This is a genomic window from Bacillus thuringiensis, assembly GCF_001595725.1.
Classification (GTDB): domain Bacteria; phylum Bacillota; class Bacilli; order Bacillales; family Bacillaceae_G; genus Bacillus_A; species Bacillus_A thuringiensis_K.
On sequence record NZ_CP014282.1, the window covers coordinates 3871158 to 3887199 of the forward strand.

Consider the following 16042-nt stretch of genomic DNA (forward strand, 5'->3'; position numbering starts at 1 on the left):
CCTTATTAAACCGCTTCTCTTCTATTCGTCTTCATCATAATTTCAACGAAAATTAAAATAAATAAACTTCCATATAAACATATAATTTGAAATAACATTGGCACGAGATCTTCCGATGTAAATGTTTTAAACACTAACATAATTGAAAGTGGAATGATTAAATATAAATTTTTAAACCATCCTTCAAAATATATATTTATAGCTACTGTGATGATAAAAATCCCACCAGCCACTATATAACTTTGCACTTCGGTGAATGTGAGCATTTTTGTCGGATATATCACATCTAATATCGTAACAGCTCCTAATAAAAACATTGGAGTAATCATAACTAGAGACCACATAGAAAACCATGTTTTTGTAAAGCTTGTTACGAAGGTCATTTTGCGAAGTAGAAAATTAGGACCTATAACAACTAAAATAAATGAAAAACTATAACCGATACACTGAATAAGTGAAATCTGTAACATTCCGTTATTCACTATTAAGATAGAAGCAATAATCCAAAATGATACGATATTCATTACTGTAAAACCAATTTACTTCCACGTTTCCCATCTATCCTTTTCCATTACCTTTACAAGTTCATTTGCATATTCTTTCGGTGAGCTTCCGAAAATATCTTCTACACTCTTCCCCTTACTCTCACCTTCTATTAAATGCAACTCTGCATCTTCTAAAAAGTTTTCAATATCACTTTCTTTTACACTCTTTGCCGTCAAAAATAATCTCATATCTAATAAAAACTTTCGTGCTTCATTTGATAGCATTATTTTCCCCCCCCTTCCCTTCAAGTAGACGTTCTACACTACTTTGCATCGTTTCCCAGCGATCCATAAATTCATCAAGTGCTTCCTCGCCTTTTTCTGTTAATGTATAATATTTTCTCTTTGGACCAGATGGAGATTCCTTCATTACGCTTGTTATTAGTCCTTCTTTTTGCATTCGTATTAATAACGGATAAATACTTCCCTCACTCGCCATTGTAAAACCATACTTCGCTAGCTTTTCACTCATTTCATAACCGTATATTTCGCCTTCAGAAATAATAGCAAGTAAGCATCCTTCTAAAATCCCTTTCAGCATTTGACTTGTCGACATAATTTAAATCCTCCTACTATCTTGTTTTACAAGATAGATAAGCGTAAGTATCTTGCTTTACAAAATAGTATAGCAAAGACTATTTTGCAAAACAAGATAGCTAACGATATTTTTTCCAAATGTTTGCAGGAATTTCATTGTAGCCTCTCTAAATAGTGCACTATGAAAACTTTATTATGAAGGGATGTTTTTCATCATGGTTACAAATCGAGTTGTCTTTTTAACTGGTGCTGCGAGTGGTATTGGTTATGAAATGGGAAAGGCTTTTGCAAAAGAAGGTGCAAAAGTTGTGATTACCGATCGGCTTGAAGAACGTGCAAAAGAAGCTGCTGAACAATTACAAAATGAAGATTTTCAAGCTATCGGTTTAAAATGTGACGTTACATCTGAAGAGGAAATTACAGCAGCAATTTCTCAAACAGTTGATCATTTCGGTTCATTAGATATATTAATTAACAACGCAGGAATGCAACACGTTTCACCCATTGAAGACTTTCCAACTGAAAAGTTCGAGCTACTAATTCAAATTATGCAAATTGCTCCGTTTATCGCAATTAAGCATGCCTTTCCGATTATGAAACAACAAAAATATGGTCGTATTATTAATGTCGCTTCTATTAACGGCCTTGTCGGATTTGCTGGAAAAGCTGCCTACAATAGTGCAAAACATGGCGTAATTGGATTAACAAAAGTTGCTGCTTTAGAAGGTGCTACGCATGGTATTACTGTTAATGCCCTTTGCCCTGGTTATGTCGATACCCCTCTTGTACGTAATCAACTACAAGACTTAGCTACTACACGAAATGTACCACTTGAAAATGTTTTAGAAGATGTTATTTATCCACTCGTCCCACAAAAGCGCTTATTACAAGTACAAGAAATCGCTGATTATGCGATGTTTTTAGCGAGTGAAAAAGCTAAAGGTATAACGGGACAAGCTGTTGTTATAGATGGTGGTTATACTGCTCAATAAAAAATAAAGTTTGCTCAAGAAGAGCAAACTTTATTTTTTATTGCGAGGATCTTCGTACTTTAGTAATTGCCGCGGGAGCTTCTCAATTGCAACAATTACCCCATCTAATTTACTTTCAATACGGTGAAGTAAATATAATGTTACAACAATCGGAAATCCTACATTACCTATCATCTTGATCCACTCTTCCATCCTCTTCCCCTCCTTTCATTATATAAGTAAGAGAAAACACTGCATTTAGGCATAAAAAAACAAGCTATTATGTATTAGCTTGTTTTTCAAATAATGATGCAATTTCTCGTTTATAGTCCCCGCGTATAATACCTTTCTCAGTAATAATTCCTGTAATTAATTCATTCGGCGTTATGTCAAATGCTGGATTATAAACATCCGTTCCAATTGGTGCTACTTGTTTTCCAAAGATTTTCGTAACTTCTGTTTCATCTCTTTCTTCAATAATAATTTCGGCTCCAGTTTCTTTCGTAACATCAAATGTTGACAGTGGAGCAGCAACGTAAAATGGGATATTAAAGTGCTTTGCTAAAATAGCTAAATTCATTGTCCCTATTTTATTGGCTGTATCTCCATTTGCGACAATTCGATCCGCCCCCACAATAATCGCGTTTATTTCTTTCGTTTGAATAGCATGAGCTGCAGTATTATCTGTAATAAGGGTCACATCAATATTTGCTTGCTTCAATTCCCACGTCGTTAAGCGACCACCTTGTAAAACTGGCCTCGTTTCACACGCATATGCATGTAAACGCACACCTTTCTCTTTTCCAATATAAAAGGGAGCTAATGCAGTTCCATATCTGGCAGTTGCGATACTTCCAGCGTTACAGATTGTTAAAATATTATCGCCATCTTTAAAACATGTTAACGCATATTCCCCAATATTTCGACACACCTCTTCATCTTCCTGCTGAATGCGAAGCGCTTCTTCTTCTAATATTTTTTGTGCTTCTTTTATTGTAGTAATCTCTCGAATAGATTCTCTCATACGATCAATTGCCCAAAATAAATTTACTGCCGTTGGGCGTGATGTCCCTAAATAGTTACAGTCTCTATTAAACTTCTTTTGAAATTCTTCGATATGTAAAGTATTATATTTTTTCGCTGCAAGCGCCAAGCCAAATGCAGCTACAATTCCAATTGCAGGCGCTCCGCGTACTTCTAACATTATGATACTTTTCCAAACCTCTTCAATAGTCGTTAATGTTTTGTATTCTGTGCTATGTGGCAATTTCGTTTGATTTAATACCGCAATTGCATCACCTTTCCAACTTACAGATCTCGGAACAGTAACGATTGTACTCATGCTTTTACACCCCTTGAAACTGTCTGTTGAAATAATGTTCGAAACAGTTGAATATCAGCACTTTTAGATTCATATTTTATTAGTTCTTTTCCTAAGGATAGCGCTTGTTTCTTAGCTTGAATTCTTGTTTCTTTATTTTCTATTTCATCTAAATCTGCTACATGAGCTAAACCAATTGTTCTACGAATTAGTTCACATCCGGCAAATCCAACTGCATCAGTAAAGATATTTTGCAAAATAATTGGTAACCATTGTTTTTCTTTCGTATATGCTTCTACACCTTCTCCAATCCATAACTTTGTAAAAGTTTCTACAAAATAACTCCACGTCTTTTCTATATGGAAAAATAGTACACTTCTTTTTTCTTCTTCTCTAGATAAAGCATTTAATAATAGATTTGCAATAAATTGACCTATGTCAAATCCAAATGGGCCATATGTCGCAAATTCTGGATCAATCACTTTCGTTTCAGAAGGTGACGAAAAAATACTACCAGTATGTAAATCACCATGAATAAGAGTTTCTTTTCTTGTTAAGAACTTATATTTATATTGTGCTACTTTTAGTTTTAAAGTTTTATCACTCCAAAGTTCATCAACCACGAGCTGTAAATCTGGCTCATAATCATTTGTATCATAATGTCCAAACGGATCTGTAAACACTAAATCCTCTGTAATTTTACAAAGGTCCGGATTTACAAAGGTACCTTCTAGTACCCTCTTCTCTTCTGACTGTAAACCAAAATCTGAAGTATAAAATAAAACATGTGCTAGAAAACGGCCGATATGCTGGGATAAAAGCGGATATTCTTCTCCGTCTATTAATCCTTTTCTTGTAATTGTTAGTCTTGATAAGTCTTCTATTACCGTTATCGCTAACTCTTCATCATGACTGTACACTACTGGAACATAATCCGGTACATACTGCGCAAAAATTTGTAATGCCTTGCTTTCAATCGTTGCTCTTTTTATAGACAATGGCCAGCTTTCACCAACTACTTTCGCATATGGCAGTGCCTGTTTTATTATAATAGACTTCTCACCATCATCTAATTTGAACACGTAATTTAAGTTTCCATCTCCAATTTCATGACAAATGACATTTGCCTTCGCTTCAAAATAGCCATGATCTTTCGCATATTGTACAGCTGTTATTTCTGTTAATGAATAATATCCCATCGTCTTCTCCCCCTTTTTAAATTCAGAGGTTTTTCTAACACAGAAAAACCTCTTTTCACTAAGAAAGAGGTTTGAAGTTTATCTTCTCCCCTCTTATCTGCCAGAAAGTTTTACTTTCTGCTGGAATTAGCACCGTGCCTTTTGGCGTAATAAACGCCCCATTTCACAATGGTATTACGGTCGGTTGCTGGGCTTCATCGGGCCAAATCCCTCCACCTGCTCTTGATAAGAGTTATATAATTTTTTGAATTTTTAACTTTATGTTGAAGACTATACCAAGAATAAAAATCACTTGTCAACATTTTATTTGTATAATTCTGGACGACGATCCGCAAAAACTGGAATTCCTTTACGTACTTCTTTAATTTTCTCGAATACAAGCTCTCCAAATAAAATTGATTCCTCTTCATTCGCCTCTACTACAACTTCACCCCAAGGATCCACAATTAAAGAATGACCTGCAAACACATTATTCGGATCCTTTCCTGCTCTATTACAAGCAACAACATAACACTGATTTTCAACTGCTCTTGCTTGCAATAGCAAACGCCAATGTGCTAAACGAACTAATGGCCATTCAGCTACAACAAATAATACTTTTGCCCCTTTAACAGTATGGACACGCATCCACTCTGGAAAACGAATATCATAACAAATTGTTCCAGCGCATTCAACATCATCTAGCTTAAATTCGCCCGTACCATTACCAGCTATTAAATATTTATGTTCATCCATAAGCTGAAATAAATGTACTTTACTATATTCATTAACTAGTTCTCCTTCCTTGTTTACAACATACATTGTATTTGTAACACCTTGTTCCGTTTGCTTCGCTATGGAACCACCAACAATATGTACACCATATTGTTTCGACCATTCTTTTAACTTTTCTTTCGTTTCCAATCCATCCCTATCTGCAATTTCAGAAAGTCTTGTTAAATCATATCCTGTTGTCCATAATTCTGGTAAGACGATAACATCTGGCCTTTCCTTCATAGCTTCGCTTATTTTATTTTTAGCATTCTCAATATTTTTTTCTACATCTCCAAAAACAATATCCATTTGAATACATGCGACTTTCATTTTGTCAGCCCCATTCTTATTTTTTCTTTACAAAATACTGGAAAGATTATATCATTTGTCACTAGAATTGTAACAACTTTCAAAAGAGGTGGAAAGTATGAAATTATTTCAACCTTCTGAGATAGTAACATCATTGCCGACACAATTTTTCGCTTCACTTGTTGCAAAAGTTAACAAAGTCGTAGCAGCTGGTCACGATGTTATTAATCTAGGTCAAGGTAATCCAGATCAACCAACACCGCAGCATATCGTAAAAGCTTTACAAGATGCTGCAGAAAAGACCATTCATCATAAATATCCGCCATTTCGCGGACATGAAAGTTTAAAAGAAGCCGTGGCAACATTCTATCAACGTGAATATGATGTAGTAGTAAATCCAAAAACAGAAGTTGCTATTTTGTTTGGGGGAAAGGCTGGATTAGTAGAGTTACCAGTTTGTTTTACAAACCCTGGTGATACTATTCTCGTTCCAGATCCAGGCTATCCAGATTATTTATCAGGAGTTGCTTTAGCAAAAGCACAATTTGAAACAATGCCGCTTATTGCAGAAAATAATTTTTTACCAGATTATACGAAAATCGATGACTCTATTGCCGAGCGTGCAAAATTAATGTTTTTAAACTATCCAAATAATCCGACCGGTGCTACTGCATCAAAAGATTTTTTTGATACAACCATTAACTTTGCTAATGAACATAATATATTAGTTGTTCACGATTTTGCTTACGGCGCTATTGGATTTGATGGTCAAAAGCCCGTGAGTTTCTTACAAGCAGACGGTGCTAAAAATACAGGTATTGAAATTTACACTCTATCGAAAACTTTCAATATGGCTGGATGGCGTATCGCTTTTGCAGTAGGAAATGAAAGTGTCATTGAAACCATTAACTTATTACAAGATCATATGTATGTTAGTATTTTTGGTGCAGTTCAAGATGCTGCCAGCGAAGCACTATTAAGTTCACAGTCTTGCGTAATAGACCTTGTAAATAGTTACGAATCTCGACGAAACGCTCTTATTTCAGCTTGTCACTCAATTGGTTGGAATGTAGACATTCCAACAGGGTCATTCTTTGCATGGCTTCCTGTTCCAAAAGGATATACCTCTGAGCAATTTTCTGATATTTTACTAGAAAAAGCACATGTTGCAGTTGCTCCTGGTGTTGGATTTGGTGAGCATGGCGAAGGGTATGTCCGCGTTGGTCTCTTGCATACAGAAGATAGATTACGAGAAGCCATTAATCGAATTGATAATTTGAATTTTTTCAAAAAGTAATTGACAACATAAAAAATATCTGACAAAATTCAGTTATCTTAAAAATTTAAACATTTCTAAATACTTCTTATCAAGAGCAGGTGGAGGGACGAGCCCGACGAAACCCGGCAACCGATCTACAATTGTAGACACGGTGCTAATTCTCGCAGCATTACGCTGACAGATAAGGAGCTGGTTGTAAAAAAACCTCTCCTTAGCTGAGAGGTTTTTTTATTTAACTAGGAGGTTATAACAATGAGCGTAATTATAGCGACATATTTAATTCATGATGATTCACATCACTTAGAAAAAAAGGCGGAACAAATTGCACTCGGTTTAACAATTGGCTCTTGGACTCATTTGCCACATTTATTGCAAGAACAATTAAAGCAGCATAAAGGCAACGTCATTCATGTTGAGGAATTAGCTGAACATGAACATACCAATTCGTATTTACGTAAAAAAGTAAAACGCGGAATTATTAAAATCGAATATCCGCTATTAAACTTCAGTCCAGATTTACCAGCGATTTTAACGACTACATTTGGAAAGCTATCACTTGATGGCGAAGTAAAATTAATTGACTTAACTTTTTCAGACGAGTTAAAAAAATATTTTCCTGGTCCAAAATTCGGGATAGATGGTATTCGAAATCTTTTACAAGTGCATGATCGTCCCCTTTTAATGAGTATTTTTAAAGGAATGATTGGACGAAACATTGGGTATTTAAAAACACAATTACGCGATCAAGCAATTGGTGGTGTAGATATAGTAAAAGATGATGAAATATTATTTGAAAATGCATTAACACCACTTACGAAACGCATTGTATCCGGAAAAGAAGTTTTACAATCTGTCTACGAAACATACGGACATAAAACGTTATATGCCGTAAATTTAACAGGACGAACTTTTGATTTAAAAGAAAATGCAAAACGTGCAGTAGAAGCTGGAGCTGATATTCTATTATTTAACGCATTTGCTTACGGACTAGATGTACTACAATCACTTGCAGAAGATGATGAAATCCCAGTTCCTATTATGGCACATCCTGCTGTAAGTGGTGCTTATTCAGCATCCAAGTTATATGGAGTTTCATCTCCATTATTACTTGGAAAGCTACTACGTTATGCTGGGGCTGACTTTTCATTATTCCCATCTCCATACGGAAGTGTTGCGCTAGAAAAAGAGGAGGCTCTTGCTATCTCAAAATATTTAACTGAAGACGATGCATTTTTCAAGAAGAGCTTTTCTGTTCCGTCTGCTGGTATTCATCCTGGTTTCGTTCCCTTTATTGTACGAGATTTCGGTAAAGATGTTGTTATTAATGCTGGTGGCGGGATACACGGACATCCAAATGGAGCGCAAGGCGGGGGTAAAGCTTTCCGTACTGCAATTGATGCTACTTTGCAAAATAAACCGCTCCATGAAGTAGACGACATAAATTTGCATAGTGCACTACAAATATGGGGAAATCCCTCTCATGAGGTGAAACTATGAGTATTCAAGTATTTTGTGATTTCGATGGCACGATTACAAATAATGATAACATTATGTCCATTATGGAAAAATTCGCACCACCAGAAGCCGAAGAAGTAAAGAATAAAATTTTATCACAAGAACTATCCATTCAAGAAGGTGTTTCTCAATTATTTCAATTAATACCTACTAATCTGCACGATGATATTATTCAATTTTTAATAGAAACTGCTGAAATCCGTAGTGGTTTTCATGAATTTATACAATTCGTAAAGGAAAATAACATTTCTTTTTACGTGATATCAGGTGGAATGGATTTCTTCGTCTATCCACTCTTACAAGGAATCATTCCAAAAGAGCAAATTTATTGTAATGAAACAGACTTTTCAGCAGAGTTTATTACAGTTAAATGGCCTCATTCTTGTGATGATCATTGCCAAAATCATTGCGGATTATGTAAATCATCATTAATCCGTAAATTAAGTGATACAAATGACTTTCATATTGTAATTGGAGATTCTATTACTGATTTACAAGCCGCGAAACAAGCGGATAAAGTATTCGCTCGCGATTTTCTTATTACAAAGTGTGAAGAAAATCATATTGCTTATACACCGTTTGAAACATTTCAAGATGTGCAAGCTGAATTAAAACTTTTGTTGGAGGTGAAATTATGAAACAACTTTTTCGTCAATGGTATGACTTGAGCGAGATAAAAAAAGAATTAACAACACGAAATTGGTTCCCGGCAACAAGTGGTAATATTTCTATAAAGGTTAGTCATGAACCACTTACTTTTCTTATTACAGCAAGCGGTAAAGATAAAACAAAAACCACTCCAGATGATTTTCTATTAGTAGATCATGTAGGAGTTCCCGTTTTAGAGACTGAATTACGCCCTTCAGCAGAAACAATATTGCATACACACATTTATAACAATACGAATGCCGGGTGTGTACTTCATGTTCATACAACTGATAATAATGTCATCACAAATTTATATAGTGATGCAGTCACACTTCAAAATCAAGAAATTATTAAAGCTCTCGATATTTGGGAAGAAGGTGCAACAATTCAAATTCCTATTATTGAAAACCATGCCCATATCCCAACACTTGGAGAAAACTTCCGAAAGCATATACAAGGAGATTCGGGAGCAATATTGATTCGTAACCACGGTATTACCGTATGGGGCCGAGATAGCTTTGATGCAAAGAAGAGATTAGAAGCTTATGAGTTTCTATTCCAATTTCATATAAAACTATTATCAATTCAAGGAGGCGTTTCTAATGGCGCAAATTCGTATTCATGAAGTAAATACTCGCATTGAAAATGAAGTGGAAGTATCTAAATTTCTACAAAAGGAAGGCGTTTTATATGAGAAATGGAATATTTCTAAACTTCCTACTCATTTAAATGAAAATTATTCTTTAACAGATGAAAACAAAGCTGAAATATTAGCTGTGTTTTCAAAAGAAATTGCTGATGTTTCAGCACGCCGAGGTTATAAAGCGCATGATGTAATTTCACTTTCAAATAGCACACCTAACCTTGACGAACTATTAATTAATTTTCAAAAAGAACACCATCATACTGATGATGAAGTTCGCTTTATTGTTAGTGGTCATGGCATCTTTGCCATTGAAGGAAAAGACGGAACATTCTTTGACGTTGAACTTGAGCCAGGTGATCTCATATCTGTTCCTGAAAATGCAAGACATTATTTTACTTTGCAAGATGATCGCCAAGTTGTAGCTATTCGTATTTTTGTTACAACTGAAGGCTGGGTTCCAATCTATTAAGGTAGTTAGTTGAATAAAAGGACTTGGATCCCCTTTTCCAAACTTTTATTCACTCTACATATATACATCCTCCTATGGAACAGGCTTATTTCATTTTGAAATAAGCCTGATTTTTTATTTACTTGAAAGTACCATTTCATCACAAATTTAACACCTTGATTTTTTCAAGTGCATTTTTTGAACATTTATTGAATTTTTTCTGAAAATTCTGTTTTATATGTGATATACTACAATTAACTAAGAAGGAAAAGAATATCGCAAACAGAGGGGGATAATCATGAGCTTACTTATCGCACTTATACTTGGAGTTACATGTGGAGCATTTCCTGTTATTTTAGGAGCTATTATGGAAGAGTTAGAAATTGGTGTTTTAGGATTTGTCGCATCTTGTGTAAGCGCTTTATTATTTGGTTTATTCGGCGCTATTCCTGTTTCAATTCTGTGTGCTTTTTATATAATACGCCATGCTCGTACAAAACAATTTGGTCCTAATCACATCGCACAAATTATCCCGTTCCCGGTTGAACGATGCCGCCGTGCTTCTAACTTATAATTATAAAAATTAAAGATGACTAAATAAAAGTCCTCAAATGAGGACTTTTATTTATTTTCTTCTAGAAATTGAAACAATTCTTGTAGATGTAGGGCATCTTCACCATAGCTAACAGATACATGAAATATACCATCAATCTCAGCTTGCATATAAAGATCCACTCCATCACGATCATATTTCAATGCCAAATAAAACTCCATTTCTTCTAACATCTTTTTTGAGGTTCGAATTACATAATGCCCCTTCTCATCTCTTCCATATTCAAATTCTGGTTCAAAATCATATTTTTGTTTAAAAGCTTCTTTTTGTTTTTCATTGATTTGCATACAAGTAGCTCGCTGTAAAGTATCAATCATCTCATCAAACTTTTGAAAGTCCACCTCGTTTACCCCCTTATATATTTTTTATATAATACTTGTGTTCCACTATTTTCTTCGCCACCCTTAATTAACTCTTCATACAATTCTTTCGCCAAACTTAAGCCTGGAACTGGTAATTGTAATTTTTCTGCTTCCTCTAAAGCAATTTTCATATCTTTCATAAAATGCTTTACATAAAATCCTGGCTCAAAGTCTCCTTTTAACATTCGAGGAGCTAAATTACTTAATGACCAGCTACCTGCTGCCCCTGTTGAAATACTCTCTAACACTTTATCTGGATTCAGTCCAGCCTTCTTCGCGTAAGCAACAGCCTCACATACTCCAATCATATTGGAAGCAATCGCAATTTGATTGCACATTTTTGTATGTTGTCCACTCCCAGCCGGTCCTTGTAATTGAATGTTTGTTCCTAACTTTTCAAGTAAAGGTAAGCATCTATCATATATTTCTTTCTCTCCACCTACCATAATTGCGAGTTTTGCTTCTTTCGCGCCAACATCTCCTCCTGAGACAGGTGCATCTAACGTATATATTTTTTTGCTTTTTGCAACTTTATTAATACGTTTTGCTAAAGTAGGTGTAGATGTCGTAAAGTCAATTGCTATCGTACCTTCTTTTGCATGTTCTATAATTCCTTCTATACCAAAATACACTTCTTCTACATCATGTGGATATCCAACCATTGTCATTACAATATCAACTTGCTTCACTAACTCTTTTGGCGTATCACACCAATGTGCACCATCTTGTACTAAAGAATCTGTTTTTGCCTTCGTTCTATTATATACATATACTTTATGACCATCCTGCATTAAGTGATAAACCATACTTTTTCCCATTACGCCAATACCAATGAAACCTATTGATAAAGTTTTATGTTCCATTTTCTCATCCCCTTTGTTCTAATAAATCATTTACCATCTTTCGGAACTCTTTATTAAAGTCATCATCCATACTATTTTTCACATTTGAAAATAACATAACAAAAGTTCCTTTTTCTTTATTAAAATTATTGAAAGTGTTCCAACCAGATAATACACCATGATTATGAAAATAATCTGGATATATATAAAAACTAAATGCATATTTCCGTTCCGCTGAAGGTGAAAACATTGTTTGTATACTTTGTTCTGAAAGAAGTTTTCCATTTATAATTGCTTCGTCTAATTTCTTCATATCTCCAACTGTCGTATACATCTCACCACAACCATATAGCCAATCCATGCCTAGCTTTTGTGCTGGTACAAGCTCTTGATTTTTTTTCACATAACCCTTTGTAAAATTTTTATCTCCAGGCACCATATTTCCCATGCCGGATTCATACATATCTGCTTTTACAAATATATTTTCTTTTATGTAATCTCCTAAAGGTTTTTTCGATATATGTTCTATTATATAAGCAAGCACCATATAATTATAATCTGTATATCTCCAACCTGTTCCTGCAGGAAATTCTAAATTTTGACGTCCAATCCAATTAATTAACTGTAAACGGGAAGCAGCATTAACATTGCCTTTTGCGTGTTCAGGTAAACCAGAGGTATGCGTTAATAAATGATATAGCGTAATATTTTTATTCTCCGGAAATGAAGGAATATATTTATTTACATTATCTTGAATATTCAATTTCCCTTGTTCTTGCAACTGTAAAATAGATGTGGCAACCACTGTTTTCGTAATAGAACCGATACGATATTTTGTCTGAGGCGTATTTTCAATTTTATTTTGAACATCAGCATACCCATATCCTTTATTCAAAATAACATGCTCTTTATCTGTTACCAAAACTGTTCCATTGAATTGCTTTCCGACTAAATATTGATCTAATTTTTGAGATATGCTAGCATAATCAATTTGTTGCTCTTCTTTTTCTTCTATATTCCCTTGTACTTCCGATTCAATAGTAGGATTCACTTTAGTTGTTAATACAGTGTTTTCCTTTATATTGGGGCTAACAAGAAAATAGTATACCCCACCGCCAACTATAGCAGACAGTGAAGCCATGACCATTACTTTTTTTATCATATTGATCCTCCATAATTCCTTAGCTAAAAATTGTCCCCCTATTCTATTATCAAACAATAAAAAAAAATCGCAACAATTTGTTGCGAAAAATTACATTTTTTCTTTTCTATACACACATACTTGATTCTTCCCATTTTTTTTCGCTTCATATAATGCAATATCCGCTCGTTGCATTAATTCTTCTCTTGTAGTTCCTTGTTCATATAACGCAACTCCAAAGCTAGCTGTTAACTTTGAAATTCCAGTGAATTGCTTTGTTTCAATGAAGAATCGTAATGACTCCGCAACTTGAAATGCTTCCTTTTCTACTGTATTTGTCACTAATATAATGAATTCTTCTCCTCCCCATCTTGCAAATACATGTTGCTGCTCCACTTTAGATTTCATAAGCTCTGCAAGTTGTATTAATGCCAAATCGCCAAAATCATGACCATATGTGTCATTAACTGTTTTAAAATTATCTATATCAAATAAAATAATTGCTATTTTCTCATCAGTACGTATTACCTTTTCCCATTCTACCTCTAGTATTTGTTGAAATTTTAAACGATTATAAATCTCTGTTAATGAATCTATCATAGCAAGTCTTTCTTGTTCTTGATAGATTTCATCTAATTCTGTAATTTCCGTGCACTTTACAATAAATCTTGATAAATCTTCTGGCAATGGTGTCGCACGTAATAGAAAAGTAGATACTGTCCCTTCATAATTTAACATCTTAATTCTTCTACCGCTTGATAAAGTATCGTCTAGCCATGTTATATCATGCGTCGTCGAGTAGTATCCATTTTCTCTAATAAAATGTTCAGCAAATACTAAATGTTGCTCACGATAGGCAAACAAATTTTCATATCCGAAAAACGTTAAAAAATTTGTATTACAATCAACAATTTCATCATCTTCTACTATAAATAATAAATCATTTTGAAAATCAAACATCGTTTGAAGCAGTTCCTGTTGCAAACTAACTTGCCTTACTAAAGAAAGTTGATACAAACTCTTATTCACTTCTTCTAACACTGCTTGCGGAGTTACAGGGGCTATTACAATATTACGTATTCCTAATGCGAGTACATCTGTAAATTCTTTTGTTATTTGTTGATCCCAAATGACAATAAATGTACTTTGCAAGGTATACATATTCTTTATATATTTTATTTGAGAATAATCTGTTACATACATAATTATAATGTGCGGTTTCGTTCTTTGAAATAATAATTCGCCCTCTTCAAAACTATTTGCTATAAACATACATTTTGGATGAATATTTTCTATCGTTTGTTGATGTTTACATCCATTTTCTATATAAAGGACATTTAACTGCAAATCTTGTAACACATTTTGGAAAACCGTATTCTCTAATAAAAAATGTAGTATGTTCATCACTAGTCTTCACTCACTTCATATATCTTGTTCTACTGAATTCCTCACAAACATTTTTAAAAGACTATTACCCAATAAACTTTAATTTGTGAGAGATACATATTAACAAGCTAATTGAGAATGTTATCTTCCCTTTTCACTCTATAAATTCCTTTTTTAGTGTATGATTATAGGAATTATATCGTTTGTATGAATGCCCTAGCTTATTTCTTAAAACTTGACAATTAAAATAAAGATATTATATTCTTAAATTCGATAACTTACAAAATGTAAGTAATATATATTGCGTTTTCTCGATAATTTTATATGCAATTTGGAGGATATATAATGACAAACGACAACTTTTTTAACGTTCTATATGAACGCACATCTACACGTGCATTCAACCCAAATAAAGAAATCTCATCTACAGAATTACACGAGATTTTAAAAGCCGCAGCACAAGCACCTTCCGCTTGGAACTTACAACACTGGAAATTCCTTGTTTTTCAAGGTGAAGATGTACAAAAACGATTACACCCGATAGCTTATAACCAACAACAAATTCTTGATGCTTCTGCAGTAGTCGCTATTTTAGGTGATTTAGAAGCTTATAAAAATGTTGAGCCAGTATATGGTCCAATTGTAGAACAAGGATTTATGAAAGAAGAAGCAAAAGAACGCTTAGCTAAAAATATTGAATCTGCATATGCTCGTGAACAATTCTCAAGAGATGCTGCCTTTTCAAATGCATCTTTAGCAGCAATGCAACTTATGCTTGCAGCTAAAGCGACTGGTTGGGACACTTGTGCTATTGGTGGCTTTAATCCACAAGCACTGACAGACGAATTTAACGTTTCATCTCGTTACGTTCCAATTATGCTTATTACAATTGGTGAATCAACTTTAAAAGGCCACCCTGCACCACGTATGAGCGTAGAGCAAGTGAGCGAGTGGGCAAAATAATAAAAAACGAAGGTAACTACGTTGCCTTCGTTTTTTTATTTCCTGTCACACTTTTGTAATATTACTACAAATCATTCGACATTTATACTTATGGAAAAGTATATTCTATTCCCTCCTCATAAGTAAACGTGACGTTTCGTGTCGAATTTTGTTTAGGTATTGAAATATACCCGTGTATTTTTGTTACAATTGTGATACAATGATAACAAATAGATAACAAGAGAGGGATTTTCATTGAGTTCATACGGAAGCTTTATCGCACTTTTATGCTACATAGTAACTGTACTGCTTCTATATTTTATTGGTGATGCCGCAAACATCTCCATTTTACAATTCCCAAAAGAAGAAGCATTCCAATTAGAATCAGAAAAACATACTGCACGATCCATTGTACCACTACTCCTAGCTCTTCCTGTATATATCATCGTTTTATATAAAAGTAAAAAAGTGTAAAGGCTACCCATTTCATTTATTTCGGTGGTTTTTACATTTTTTTGTTATATTACCCCTATTTTAAACATCATTCCATACTAAATACCCAGCTAGTCATTTAAAATGAGAAAA

Annotated in this window: 18 protein-coding genes, 1 pseudogene and 2 riboswitches; of the genes and pseudogenes, 9 read left to right on the forward strand and 10 right to left on the reverse strand. The window is 34.2% G+C overall.

Annotated elements, in window-relative coordinates:
- Window positions 1-5: 5 nt before the first annotated feature.
- Both AXW78_RS19150 and AXW78_RS19155 read right to left on the reverse strand, forming a co-directional pair.
- Window positions 6-770 (reverse strand): annotated as a pseudogene (locus AXW78_RS19150) (DUF1129 domain-containing protein).
- Window positions 757-1101 (reverse strand): PadR family transcriptional regulator, encoded by a 345-nt coding sequence (locus AXW78_RS19155; RefSeq protein ID WP_061884534.1) that lies wholly within the window; start codon window positions 1099-1101, stop codon window positions 757-759. Before AXW78_RS19155 ends, AXW78_RS19150 begins: the two are co-directional and overlap by 14 nt.
- 196 nt (window positions 1102-1297) lie before the next feature.
- On the opposite strand from AXW78_RS19155, the gene AXW78_RS19160 reads away from it, so the two are divergent.
- A complete protein-coding gene (locus tag AXW78_RS19160) occupies window positions 1298-2074 on the forward strand; it encodes a 3-hydroxybutyrate dehydrogenase (RefSeq protein ID WP_000258426.1) in 777 nt (258 codons plus the stop codon).
- Window positions 2075-2104: 30 nt separating this feature from the next.
- On the opposite strand, the gene AXW78_RS19165 is transcribed toward AXW78_RS19160, so the two are convergent.
- The 4 genes from AXW78_RS19165 to AXW78_RS19180 form a co-directional block, all read right to left on the reverse strand.
- Window positions 2105-2266, reverse strand: coding sequence for a YvrJ family protein (locus AXW78_RS19165; protein WP_061884535.1), 162 nt, complete (start codon window positions 2264-2266; stop codon window positions 2105-2107).
- Between the two features lie 67 nt (window positions 2267-2333).
- Window positions 2334-3395, reverse strand: a complete 1062-nt coding sequence (gene mtnA / locus AXW78_RS19170) for an S-methyl-5-thioribose-1-phosphate isomerase (RefSeq protein ID WP_000104601.1) — start codon at window positions 3393-3395, stop codon at window positions 2334-2336.
- Window positions 3392-4573, reverse strand: coding sequence for an S-methyl-5-thioribose kinase (gene mtnK, locus AXW78_RS19175; protein WP_061884536.1), 1182 nt, complete (start codon window positions 4571-4573; stop codon window positions 3392-3394). Before mtnK ends, mtnA begins: the two co-directional genes overlap by 4 nt.
- Window positions 4574-4663: 90 nt before the next feature.
- Window positions 4664-4805, reverse strand: a riboswitch (SAM riboswitch).
- A gap of 71 nt (window positions 4806-4876) precedes the next feature.
- Entirely contained in the window at window positions 4877-5656 is a 780-nt protein-coding gene (locus tag AXW78_RS19180; protein ID WP_002164162.1) for a carbon-nitrogen family hydrolase, read from the reverse strand.
- Window positions 5657-5753: 97 nt separating this feature from the next.
- On the opposite strand from AXW78_RS19180, the gene AXW78_RS19185 reads away from it, so the two are divergent.
- From AXW78_RS19185 to AXW78_RS19210, 6 genes are all read left to right on the forward strand, one after another.
- On the forward strand, window positions 5754-6932 hold the full coding sequence (locus tag AXW78_RS19185; RefSeq protein WP_061884537.1) for a pyridoxal phosphate-dependent aminotransferase: 1179 nt from the start codon (window positions 5754-5756) through the stop codon (window positions 6930-6932).
- A gap of 64 nt (window positions 6933-6996) precedes the next feature.
- Window positions 6997-7102: riboswitch (SAM riboswitch) on the forward strand.
- A gap of 64 nt (window positions 7103-7166) precedes the next feature.
- Window positions 7167-8411 (forward strand): 2,3-diketo-5-methylthiopentyl-1-phosphate enolase, encoded by a 1245-nt coding sequence (mtnW, locus tag AXW78_RS19190; RefSeq protein ID WP_061884538.1) that lies wholly within the window; start codon window positions 7167-7169, stop codon window positions 8409-8411.
- A complete protein-coding gene (locus tag AXW78_RS19195) occupies window positions 8408-9067 on the forward strand; it encodes a 2-hydroxy-3-keto-5-methylthiopentenyl-1-phosphate phosphatase (RefSeq protein ID WP_000027462.1) in 660 nt (219 codons plus the stop codon). The genes mtnW and AXW78_RS19195 overlap by 4 nt, the downstream gene beginning before the upstream one ends.
- Window positions 9064-9702 (forward strand): methylthioribulose 1-phosphate dehydratase, encoded by a 639-nt coding sequence (locus AXW78_RS19200; RefSeq protein ID WP_000811342.1) that lies wholly within the window; start codon window positions 9064-9066, stop codon window positions 9700-9702. Before AXW78_RS19195 ends, AXW78_RS19200 begins: the two co-directional genes overlap by 4 nt.
- Window positions 9680-10192 carry a 1,2-dihydroxy-3-keto-5-methylthiopentene dioxygenase gene (locus AXW78_RS19205; protein ID WP_000057326.1) on the forward strand — a complete coding sequence of 171 codons (513 nt, stop codon included), beginning with the start codon at window positions 9680-9682 and terminating at the stop codon, window positions 10190-10192. The genes AXW78_RS19200 and AXW78_RS19205 overlap by 23 nt, the downstream gene beginning before the upstream one ends.
- Window positions 10193-10469: 277 nt before the next feature.
- Window positions 10470-10745, forward strand: a complete 276-nt coding sequence (locus tag AXW78_RS19210; protein WP_000054659.1) for a hypothetical protein — start codon at window positions 10470-10472, stop codon at window positions 10743-10745.
- 47 nt (window positions 10746-10792) lie between these two features.
- Here the strand turns inward: AXW78_RS19210 and AXW78_RS19215 are convergent, their stop codons facing one another.
- The 4 genes from AXW78_RS19215 to AXW78_RS19230 form a co-directional block, all read right to left on the reverse strand.
- Complete coding sequence (locus tag AXW78_RS19215) at window positions 10793-11125, reverse strand: DUF3909 family protein (RefSeq protein WP_000347327.1); 333 nt, start codon at window positions 11123-11125, stop codon at window positions 10793-10795.
- A 5-nt stretch (window positions 11126-11130) separates the two neighbouring features.
- Window positions 11131-12009 (reverse strand): NAD(P)-dependent oxidoreductase, encoded by an 879-nt coding sequence (locus AXW78_RS19220; protein WP_000400427.1) that lies wholly within the window; start codon window positions 12007-12009, stop codon window positions 11131-11133.
- 4 nt (window positions 12010-12013) lie between these two features.
- Window positions 12014-13150 carry a serine hydrolase gene (locus tag AXW78_RS19225; RefSeq protein ID WP_061884539.1) on the reverse strand — a complete coding sequence of 379 codons (1137 nt, stop codon included), beginning with the start codon at window positions 13148-13150 and terminating at the stop codon, window positions 12014-12016.
- 90 nt (window positions 13151-13240) lie between these two features.
- Window positions 13241-14533, reverse strand: coding sequence for a GGDEF domain-containing protein (locus tag AXW78_RS19230; RefSeq protein WP_001023183.1), 1293 nt, complete (start codon window positions 14531-14533; stop codon window positions 13241-13243).
- A gap of 327 nt (window positions 14534-14860) precedes the next feature.
- Between AXW78_RS19230 and AXW78_RS19235 the strand changes: the two genes are divergently transcribed.
- Complete coding sequence (locus tag AXW78_RS19235; RefSeq protein WP_000180389.1) at window positions 14861-15478, forward strand: nitroreductase family protein; 618 nt, start codon at window positions 14861-14863, stop codon at window positions 15476-15478.
- Between the two features lie 234 nt (window positions 15479-15712).
- Window positions 15713-15931 (forward strand): hypothetical protein, encoded by a 219-nt coding sequence (locus tag AXW78_RS19240; protein ID WP_000100485.1) that lies wholly within the window; start codon window positions 15713-15715, stop codon window positions 15929-15931.
- The last annotated feature ends 111 nt before the right edge of the window (window positions 15932-16042 follow it).

Coding starts and splice junctions, on each gene's coding strand:
- AXW78_RS19165 (WP_061884535.1), bottom strand. CDS start 2,266: ATGGAAGAGTGGATCAAGATGATAGGTAATGTAGGATTTCCGATTGTT.
- AXW78_RS19205 (WP_000057326.1), top strand. CDS start 9,680: ATGGCGCAAATTCGTATTCATGAAGTAAATACTCGCATTGAAAATGAA.
- AXW78_RS19185 (WP_061884537.1), top strand. CDS start 5,754: ATGAAATTATTTCAACCTTCTGAGATAGTAACATCATTGCCGACACAA.
- mtnK (WP_061884536.1), bottom strand. CDS start 4,573: ATGGGATATTATTCATTAACAGAAATAACAGCTGTACAATATGCGAAA.
- AXW78_RS19225 (WP_061884539.1), bottom strand. CDS start 13,150: ATGATAAAAAAAGTAATGGTCATGGCTTCACTGTCTGCTATAGTTGGC.
- AXW78_RS19195 (WP_000027462.1), top strand. CDS start 8,408: ATGAGTATTCAAGTATTTTGTGATTTCGATGGCACGATTACAAATAAT.
- AXW78_RS19160 (WP_000258426.1), top strand. CDS start 1,298: ATGGTTACAAATCGAGTTGTCTTTTTAACTGGTGCTGCGAGTGGTATT.
- mtnW (WP_061884538.1), top strand. CDS start 7,167: ATGAGCGTAATTATAGCGACATATTTAATTCATGATGATTCACATCAC.
- AXW78_RS19210 (WP_000054659.1), top strand. CDS start 10,470: ATGAGCTTACTTATCGCACTTATACTTGGAGTTACATGTGGAGCATTT.
- AXW78_RS19200 (WP_000811342.1), top strand. CDS start 9,064: ATGAAACAACTTTTTCGTCAATGGTATGACTTGAGCGAGATAAAAAAA.
- AXW78_RS19235 (WP_000180389.1), top strand. CDS start 14,861: ATGACAAACGACAACTTTTTTAACGTTCTATATGAACGCACATCTACA.
- mtnA (WP_000104601.1), bottom strand. CDS start 3,395: ATGAGTACAATCGTTACTGTTCCGAGATCTGTAAGTTGGAAAGGTGAT.
- AXW78_RS19220 (WP_000400427.1), bottom strand. CDS start 12,009: ATGGAACATAAAACTTTATCAATAGGTTTCATTGGTATTGGCGTAATG.
- AXW78_RS19230 (WP_001023183.1), bottom strand. CDS start 14,533: ATGAACATACTACATTTTTTATTAGAGAATACGGTTTTCCAAAATGTG.
- AXW78_RS19155 (WP_061884534.1), bottom strand. CDS start 1,101: ATGTCGACAAGTCAAATGCTGAAAGGGATTTTAGAAGGATGCTTACTT.
- AXW78_RS19180 (WP_002164162.1), bottom strand. CDS start 5,656: ATGAAAGTCGCATGTATTCAAATGGATATTGTTTTTGGAGATGTAGAA.